Source organism: Pelagicoccus sp. SDUM812005 (genome assembly GCF_031127875.1).
GTDB lineage: Bacteria > Verrucomicrobiota > Verrucomicrobiia > Opitutales > Opitutaceae > Pelagicoccus.
The window spans coordinates 69066-78227 of the sequence record NZ_JARXIA010000028.1 but is presented as its reverse complement, the minus strand read 5'-3'; the positions used below and the strand labels follow the sequence as shown (position 1 = coordinate 78227).

At 60.3% G+C, this 9162-nt stretch carries 3 protein-coding genes; all 3 read right to left on the bottom strand.

Annotation, left to right across the window (positions count from 1 at the left end; translation table 11 throughout):
- Positions 1–251: 251 nt before the first annotated feature.
- The 3 genes from QEH57_RS22905 to QEH57_RS22895 all read right to left on the bottom strand — a co-directional run bounded on the left by QEH57_RS22905 (position 252) and on the right by QEH57_RS22895 (position 9119).
- The gene (locus tag QEH57_RS22905) at positions 252–1100 is read right to left on the bottom strand and encodes a hypothetical protein (protein WP_309009131.1); all 849 of its coding nucleotides are present in this window, start codon (positions 1098–1100) and stop codon (positions 252–254) included.
- 200 nt (positions 1101–1300) lie between these two features.
- On the bottom strand, positions 1301–3319 hold the full coding sequence (locus QEH57_RS22900; protein ID WP_309009130.1) for a ShlB/FhaC/HecB family hemolysin secretion/activation protein: 2019 nt from the start codon (positions 3317–3319) through the stop codon (positions 1301–1303).
- A 19-nt stretch (positions 3320–3338) separates the two neighbouring features.
- Positions 3339–9119 carry an MBG domain-containing protein gene (locus QEH57_RS22895; protein ID WP_309009129.1) on the bottom strand — a complete coding sequence of 1927 codons (5781 nt, stop codon included), beginning with the start codon at positions 9117–9119 and terminating at the stop codon, positions 3339–3341.
- Positions 9120–9162 lie beyond the last annotated feature (43 nt).

Here is a 9162-nt window from a genome sequence, read left to right as displayed (position 1 = left end):
TTTCAACCCAGCCTCGCCCGCGAACCAGCGTCAAACCCACTTCCGTACTGGGCTCGCGAACGCTCGCTACGAATCTCATGAATAATCCAGGCTAGAGCGTTTTCGTTTAGTTAGTCGTACTGTATGATGAGGGAGACGCGGCGGGCCCGGCGGGCCCGCCCTACCTTATGCGAATGATCAAACGAAAAATGCTCTAGTTGTATGGCCTAGCCTCCCCCGGCTTCTCCTGGGGGGCGTTACGCTCCTGCGAGCTAGAGCTTACGCAGGCGGTAGAACATTTCGCCGGTTTCGGGGGCGGCTCGTTGGATGAGGAGCTGGGCGCCGTTGCCTACGATTTGGGCGCCGTCCGCCGTCCAGGTCGCCATGTCCGGAGAGGACTCGAGCTGGTACATCGCATCGGCTACGGTGACGAAATAGAGAGTCATGTTGGCGCCGTCGATTCCCACCGTAACCGGCTCGAGCAACTCATCGGTTGAGACGGGCAGGATCTGGTAGGCGTGCAGCTTGAAGGAGGTGTCCCCTACCCCCCCTTCGAAAACGTACAAAACGCCGGGGGAACGCGCTTTCTCGACCATCCACGAGGTGTCCAGGGTCGCGAAGGTGCCGATGGTCGCATCCGTAAAGACGTCGTCCTCGCGATAGAGGGAATGCAGTTCGTCGCCATCGACTGAATACACGAGGTGGTCGCGGCGAAAGACCATCGGCAGCAATCGTTCGTTTTCCCAAGTGGGACTCATATAGGCCGGGGCTGGGTTGTCGGTATCGGCTTGCTCCTTGTCGAACCAGAAGAGGCGCTGCTCGGAATTGTTCTCGCTCTGTCCGGTCACTACCGTGAAGGCGATGCTGCCGGAGGAGCTGACGGTGGAGTTGAGGCCGACGTTGAGGATCTCGCGGGCGTCCACCGGATCGGGCGAGACCGCGCCGGAGTCGTAGGTCCAAAGGTGGGTGAGGTAAGGGGCCGCGCTCAAGCTGCCGAGGCAGGCGCAAAGCGAGCCGAGAACGAGAAGCTTGCACGCTTTCCGCCAAATACCGCCCCTCGTAGGGCTGGCGCCATGGGAGGCGTAGCTCGGAGAGCGTAGACTGCTGGCGCCGCGTCGCATGGCAGGATCCGAGCTTCGAAGGGACTTGCGGTTGCGATCACACGCATGTCCTGGTAGGGCGGACTGGCCCAGTCCGCCGTGGAGATTCGCTCCTGCAAAGCGGCTGTCTGGGCCAGACAGCCCTACCCGAGCCAAACAGCGATTCAGACTTAATCGAGCGAAACGATGGCGAAGGGAACGAGTTGATAAAGGCATGGCGACTAGTAGTTGAGGTCGATGGAGAAGTAGAATTGATCGTCGCCGCTGTTAACCGGCTGCGAGGACGCGTTCACATCAAGCAGCGCTCGAGCGTACTCGAGGCTGAAATTGATCTGCTGGCTGGCCTTTCCATAGAGTCCCAGTCCGGCGGACCAAAGTTCCGCGTCGGACTCGAATGCCAGCTTGTCGTAGTTGGAGATTCCTCCGATATCGGTGAAGAGGCCGATGGAAAAGTCCAAGGGGGGGATATCGCCTTCGAAGCGCGGCTTCCAGCGACGCTTTTGCTCGGCTTCGTCCACCGGCTCGCCGAGACGGTTGAGGTGCAAGCGATAGTCGAATTGGCCGAAAACCATGCTGTCGCCCGAAGCGCTGGCCACTGGGTAGCCGCGGACGGTGGAGTGGCCGCCCAAGACGCTGAGGTAGGTGGCGGGCAGACGGTCGCCCTGCAAGTTGGTCTTGGCGGAGACGGTGGCCGTGAACTCGTGGGCGCGACGTTTCTTGGCGCCGAAGAGGGAATCCAGGTACAGGCGCGACCCCGCATAGAGGGAGCCGATCACGTAGTCGGACTCGGCGTAGAGACGGCCCATGCGAGCGAGCTCGATGTCGTTGGCATCGGTGGAGCCTGCTTCGATCTTTCCGCCGAGCAGCCAGGACTTGTCGACCTGCGACTTGCTGAGCTGCATGCCGGCAAAGTAGTTTTGGAAGTCTACCGTCTGCACGGGAATGCCGAGCGAGGAGTGGTCTTGCTGGGCCTTGGTGTACTGCCCGCCTGCCGACAGGTCCCAGTAGATACCGTCCCGCGTCCACAGGGTGCGCTCGTAGGCGGCGGAGGCGCTGGCGCTCTTGCCCTTGTATTCAAAAAGCTGAACACCGATATCGCCGGAATCGTAGTTCGAGTAGTAGCCGCTGAAGCGGAGACGGTTGCGGGCGACTTCGTCGAGCGGGAAGAGGTACTCCCCTTTCACGAAGAGGCTATCGTCGTCGTCCTTCTTGCTGTAGGTGGCGGAGAGCTCGACCTTGTCCGCGGCGGTTAGGATGCGATTGAGGTGGCCCTTCACCGTGTGGCGATGCTCGCCGGTGCGTTCGGAGCCGTAGTTGTCCAGCGTATACTCGATACCGGCCCGCTCGCCGGTCTTGACGCGGTATTCCATTTCCAGGTCGCCGGCGGCGTTGCGCATGAGCACCGGCTGCACGTAGTCGGGCGAGAAGCGATTGAGCTGGCCTAGGGTTGTATCCAGCTTCTTGCCGTCGATGGTGTCGTTCTCCTCCAGAGGGGCGGCCTTGAGGATGCGTTCCTTGACCTTGGCCGGGACGTCCTGCTCGGGATTCATGGCGACCACGCGGCTGGAGGCGAGCTGGCCTTCGGAAACGGAGATGAGCAGGTTGCCGCCGCCTTGGGAGGACTCGTACGATCCGCGCGTCACGTCGGAACGCACCGCGAGTTGCCCGACGTCCTGGTAGTGGCGGCTTAGCTCGTTCAAAATGGCTTCGATCGCGGCAGGAGAAAGGTACTCCGGCATGATCTTGTCCAAGGTGATAGGAATGCCGTTGGCGTCCGGAACGTATTGGCCCTTCTTGAGGGACAGGGGCACGCTAATTTTCATCAGCTCGGAAATCGGAATCGCCCGGTTGCCCACTATCTGGATGGAAGACGACCTTTGGTGGATGGTGCGCTCGGTGACGTAGATGACCAGGTCGCCGCCGGCCTGGGCTGCCTTGTAGGATTTCGTCGTCACGTCGGCCCGGGCGCCGCCGAAGCCTTCCGCATTGTAGTAGGCGGTGACGGCTCGCAGGATGGCGTTGACCGCGTCTTCTGACAGGTACGCCGGCATCATCTTGTCGAGCGAGACCGGAACGCCTTGCGGGTCGAGGACGAACTCCCCTTTCTCTTGCCCGAGCGGGACGCGGATGGCCAAGAGGTCTGCCGTATTGATGGAACTGTTACCTTCGAAACGAATGGTGGCCGCTGTCGCTGCTACCGTGGAACCGAGGAAACAAAGGAATGTGAGAAATTTTCGCATGGTCGATACGGTCTGAATTCTAGTATTGCTGCTTCGCATCTGCGATTAGGTATTCGAGAAGTTCCTCGCTGAATTCCTCAGCCCCGTCGGCTTCGCCCAGCCGCCGCAGCACGCGCTCCTGCTCTTCGCGGCTTAAGCCCTGCCAGGCCGGGCTGGCCAACAACTCCGGCAGTCCGTTCAACGACAGAGCCGGAGCCCCCTGCTTCAAGCCCTGCCACGGCTTTCCTCCGAAGAAGAAGTCTTGCCCGCTCGGGAAGAGCTCGCCCGGCACGATGGCGGGAGCCGGGTAGTTCTTCACTTCCAGGTCTCCGGGGATAAAGGTGATCGCGTAATTGGTAGCCTTGAATCCGTTGACGCCTTGGGCGGCATCCGCGTCCAAAGCGTTTGGATACAAGCCTGGAAGCGACCGCAAACCTGGGTTGCCGACAGGCAGGAAGCTTACGGTGCTCACCCGCTCGCCATTGGGAAGGGCGCTTCCGCCGCTCAAGGGGTCGAAGACCGTGAAGGCGGTGCGATCGAGGTCCCAGGTCTCGCTGAAGAAGCGGGATTGATCGAGCAGGTCGATGGTGAGGGCGCGGCGGTTGACCGTGTAGTCCCCTGCCCCGTAGCTGATCTCGTAATTGCTAGCGTCGAAGCCGTTCGATCCGGTCTGGCCGGTGATGGAAAGGTCGCCGCTGTAGGTGGCGGCGTCCGTATCGGTCGCCTGCACTCCTGCGGCGCTGACGAGGTCAACCGTATCGACTTGTTCGCCGTTCGGGAGGGTCGCGCCGCCGTAGGTGTCTTCCAAAGTGAAAGCCGTACCGTCGAGAACGTAGGTCTCGCCGTAGATCTTCTCTTGGGAATTGGCGCTCAGGCTGATGGGACGCTTGTTTATCCGCATGTCGCCCGCGACGTAAGTGAAGTTGTAGTTGCTGGCGAGGTAGCCGTTGGAGCCGCTTTGATCGGAAATCACCAGATCGTCCGCGTAGAGTCCCACGTTCGCGGTCGTATCCGTATCCAAACTATCCGTACTGGCGAGAACGACCGAATCGATGCTTTCTCCATTTGGCAGGTCGCCGCCATCCAGATCCTGAATCGTGAAGGCGGCATCGTCCAAGCTGAGGGTGTCGCCGTAGAGGCGAGCTTGCTCGTTAGCGATGAGAGTCACTTCGCGCGGCTTCACCTGCAGGGCTCCTGTCACGTAGGTGATATCGTAGTTGCTTTCGGCGAATCCGTTGCTGGAGTCGGTGATTCCGGTAATGGAAATGTCGTCGGCGTAGATGCCGGCATTTGCCGTAGTGCTGGCGTCGATACCGCCCAGGCTGACCAGCGAGACTTCATCGATCAACTCGCCGTTCGGCAAGGTGCTGGTGGTGGTCAGCGTATCGAAGACGTTGAATTCAGTTCCGTCGAGATCGAGGGTTTCGCCATACTGCTTGGACTGCTGGCTGGCGAGCACGGTGATGGGACGCGCATCGATACGGTAGTCGCCGCTTACAAAGGTGATCGCGTAGTTGGAGACGGAGAATCCCGAGTCGCCGTTGACGCCGGTGGGCAAGATGGCATCCACGGTAGTGCCCACCGAGGCGGTGGTGCTGAGGCCGAGATCGGTGCCGAAAGCGAAGGTAAGGATCGCGCTCACGATTTGCTCGCCATGCGGCAAGGCGGAATCGCCGTCCTTGTCGGTGACGCTGATCACGCTTGGGTCGAGCGTTTCCACTTCGCCGTAGATCTTGCTCTGCTCGAGGGCGGCTACGGTGATCGGACGGGCGTCGACCACGAAATCTCCTTCGACGTAGCTAATGTCGTAGTTCGAGGCGACGAAGCCGTTGGAGCCGCTTTGGCCGGTGATGCTCAGATCGTCCACGTAGGTTCCCACGTTCAAGTCGGTGGTCACGTCGGCGTCGTTGGCGCTGGCCAAGGAAACGGTATCGATGGTTTCGCCGTTGGGCAAGTCGCCGCCGTCGAGATCCTGAACCGTGAAAGCGGTGCCGTCCAAAGCCAGCGTATCGCCGTAGTGACGCGATTGCTCGCTGGCGGTGAGGGTGATTTGGCGAGGCGTAACGGAAAGGTCGCCTTCCACGAAGGTGATGTCGTAGTTGGAGACCGCAAAGCCGTTGCTGGTCGCGTCGACGGCCGAGATCGCGATGTCGTCGACGTAGGTGCCGACGTTCGCCGTAGTGCTGGCGTCGATTCCGCCGGTACTGCTCACGGCTACGGTGTCGATGGTTTCGCCGTTGGGCAGGACGCTGGTGGAGGTCAAGGTATCGAGCACGCTAAACGCGGCCGGATCCAAGGAAAGGGTTTGTCCGTACTGCTTGGACTGTTCGTTCGCCGAAACGGTGATCGGACGCGGGTCGATGCGGTAGTCGCCATTGGCAAACGTGATCTCGTAGTTGGAGACCTTGAAGCCGGAGGCGCCGCTCACCGCAGTCGGGCGAATCGCGTCTGTGGTCGTGCCCACCGATTCCGTAGTGCTCGCTCCGAGGTCGGTACCGAACTCGTAGGCAAGCATGGCGCTTACGATCTGCTCGCCATGCGGCAGGCTCGAGTCGCCATCCTTGTCCAGGACGTCAATCTCGGTGGGATCGAGGCTCACCACCTCGCCGTAGCGTTTGCTCTGCTCGAGAGCGGTGACGGTGATGGGACGGGCGTTTACCACGAAGTCTCCCGCCACGTAATCGATGGCGTAGTTGGAGGCGACAAAGCCGCCCGAACCGCTTTGGCCGGTAATGGTCAAGTCATCGGAGTAACGGCCCACATCCAAATCGGTGGTGACGTCGGCGCTGTTAGCGCTGGCCAAGGTGACAGTATCGATCGACTCGCCATTGGGCAGGCTTCCTCCGTCGAGGTCTTCCAAGGTGAACTCCGTGCCGAGCAATGCGCTGCTGTCTCCGTAGAGGCGCGCTTGGTCGTTCGCGCTCAGGGTGATCTGGCGCGGATCGATGGTGAGGTCCCCGGTTACGAAGGTGATAGCGTAGTTGGAGGCGTTGAAGCCGTTGCTGCTGGTAGCGACGCCGGAGATCTTCAGCTCGTCTGCATAAGTGCCCACGCTCGCTGTAGTGCTCGCGTCAATACCGGTAAGGCTGCTCAGGCTAACCGTGTCGATCGATTCGAAGTTCGGCAGCGAGCTGCCAGAGGTCAGGTCGTCCAGGAGAGTGAAGTCGGTCGTATCGAGGGTGAGCGTCTGCCCGTATTGCTTGGATTGCTCGTTCGCAGTGATGGTGACGGGACGGGCGTCGATTCGGAAATCGCCATTGGCGAAGGTGATGTCGTAGTTGCTGACGTCGAAGCCAGAGGCTCCCGTAACGCTGGTCGGCTCGATCACGTTGTTGGTGGTGCCAACCGGGGCGATGGTGCTGGCTCCGAGGTCCGGACCAAAAGCGTAGGTCATGCCGGCGCTCACGATTTGCTCGCCGTGAGGCAGGATGGAGTCGCCATCCTTATCGGTGATGGCAATAGCGGTGCCGTCCAAGCTGGCCACTTGCCCGTAAAACTTGTTTTGTTCGGTCGCTGTAACGGTGACCGGCCGCACCAGCACTTCCAAGTCCCCAGCGATTCCAGTGAGCTCGTAGTTGTCGGCATCGAATCCGCCCGTACCGCTCAAAGTGCCCACCGTGACCTCGTCCGCGTAGACGCCCACGTCCGTATCGGTGGTGGTGGCAACCGAAGTCGCGCTGCCGAGCACGACCGTCGTCAGCACCTCGCCGTTTGGCAGCGTGGTATCGCCGCCGCCGTCGAAGCTGTCGATATAGGTGAACTCCGAGGTTCCCAAGGCCAGCGAATCTCCATAGATGCGCTCACGGTCGTTTGCGGTCACTTGGATCGGGCGTTTGTTGACCGTGAAGGTACCGGGCGTCACGTCGAAGGTGTATCCATTCAGGCTGACAAAACCGGAGATATCCAAGTCAGAGTAGTCGCCTGCGGCGGCAGTAGTGGGCGAACCGGCGGTGGAGTAGACGATAGAAGAATCGTCCACCGTATTGGCGGCCGTATCCTGGGTGAAAACGTTTCCGTATTTGGAGGCGTCTACGATCGTATCGGGATCAATAGTATAACCTTGGTAGGACAGGCTGGCGGGAGCTTCGCCGTAGGTCTTGGAATCGTCGTTCACCGCGATGCCGAGTTCCGGAGCCGCCGCAAAGTGGTATTCGTTTTTGCTGATCGCCGCCAGGGAGGTTCCCGCGCTGCCGTAGACGGCCTTATTGCCGCTCGTCAGCCCCCCGTAATCATGGTTTTGGGTTTCCCAGTGCGGCAGGACCATCTGCCAAAATCCGGTACCCGCGAGGCTGATGGCTCCCGCTCCAATGTTGTTGACCAAGCGGTTGGCGCTCAGCTTGACATTGGTATCGCCGAACAAGGAAACTCCGCCCGAACCATTGAAAGTCAGGTTGCCCAAGGCCGTTATTTCAATCGTAGCGCCCGCTCCTACATTTCCGGTGAGGACTTGCTCGTTCAGGGTGATGTCGTTGGCCGCATTCATGGCGATGCTGCCGTCGCCATTGTCGAGCAGGGCATTAATGATAATGTCGTTGTCCGCGTTTAAGGTAAGCGAACCAACACCGGTGGAGCCAAAGTTGTCGATGGAACTGGCCAACGTAATATCGCCCGCGTCCGTCCCTCCCGAGGAGGTCGTCACCGTGACGTCCGTTCCGGCCTGCAGCTGCGTTTCGTAGTTGCTGGCAGCGGTGGCATCGATGGTAACGTCGGTGGGATCGATCAGGAGGCTGCCTCCCTTGCCCAGCTGAACGTTGGCAGTGCTAAGAGCAGCATCCAGCTCGGAACCGGAAACTTCCACGAAACCGCCCTTGCCGGAACCGGCTCCCAGAGCGGACACTTGTCCGCGCATGCTTGTCAGGCCTTTTGAATACAATACGACGTGACCGCCCTCGCCTTCCGAAACTGCAGAGGCATCGATGCGAGCAGTCTCGGTCACTTCGAGCGAAGACGCAGAGGGAGCTCCGGGACCGCCCATGTCGGTGCCGCCGATTTCGATGCGCCCCGCTCCGCTTGGGTCTTGGGCGAGCACTTCGCCGCTAACTTCGATGCGTCCTCCATCGGAGTAGAGCTTGGCGGACTGCTTCGCTTTTACGCTGCCGCTATGAGAAAGGGCGACGGAATAGGCATCGCCCGAGGAGAACATGACTTCGTCGCCGCTAACCGCTCCCGAGTTGTCGAGGGCAACGCCCTCCTGAACGGGAGCCTCGCTGGCGCTTAGCTCGACCGCCAAGGAACTGCCATTGGCTCGCAGCATCACCTTGTCGCCGGCAGCCAGGATGGAGACGCCCGACTTGGAGACGATGTCGCCTGTATTCAAAACTTGCTGACCGAAGAGGCCGACGTCGCCGAGCGCTTCGATGGAGCCGAAGTTGCTGACTTGCCCCGTCAGATCGAAGTTCAATTGGCCCGCTAGAAAATCCTCGTTTTGGATCTGACCGGCGATCGCCATGAACGTATCCATGCGAACCACGCTGTCCGGCCCAAAGGTAACGCCTGCTGGATTGACGAAGAAGACCTGCCCGTTGCCGGTTACGCTACCGTTGAGCATCGAAGGATCCGCTCCGGTAATGCGGTTCAAGATGGCGGCCTGCTCGGAGGGGAGCTGGAAATGCACGCTGCCGCCTTCCATCAAATCGAAGCGAAAATAGTCGACGATCGCCTTGTCCGTAAACTGGTTGATCTGGGCGTGGTCGGACTGAAGCCCCTCAAAGCTAACCTGGCCAGCGATCACCTCCGGCTGCTCGATGGCGACCTGAGTTCCCCAGAGGGTCGAAGCGGTTGCGAGCGACAAGAATAAGGCGTGGGAAAATTCTGTCTTCATGGTTTTCAATGGTTTGTGGGCAACTTGCAATTAAGGCTTTAAA

Bases quoted from the DNA above. Each gene is read 5' to 3' on its own strand.
- QEH57_RS22905 (WP_309009131.1), bottom strand. From the start codon at position 1,100: ATGCGACGCGGCGCCAGCAGTCTACGCTCTCCGAGCTACGCCTCCCAT.
- QEH57_RS22900 (WP_309009130.1), bottom strand. From the start codon at position 3,319: ATGCGAAAATTTCTCACATTCCTTTGTTTCCTCGGTTCCACGGTAGCA.
- QEH57_RS22895 (WP_309009129.1), bottom strand. From the start codon at position 9,119: ATGAAGACAGAATTTTCCCACGCCTTATTCTTGTCGCTCGCAACCGCT.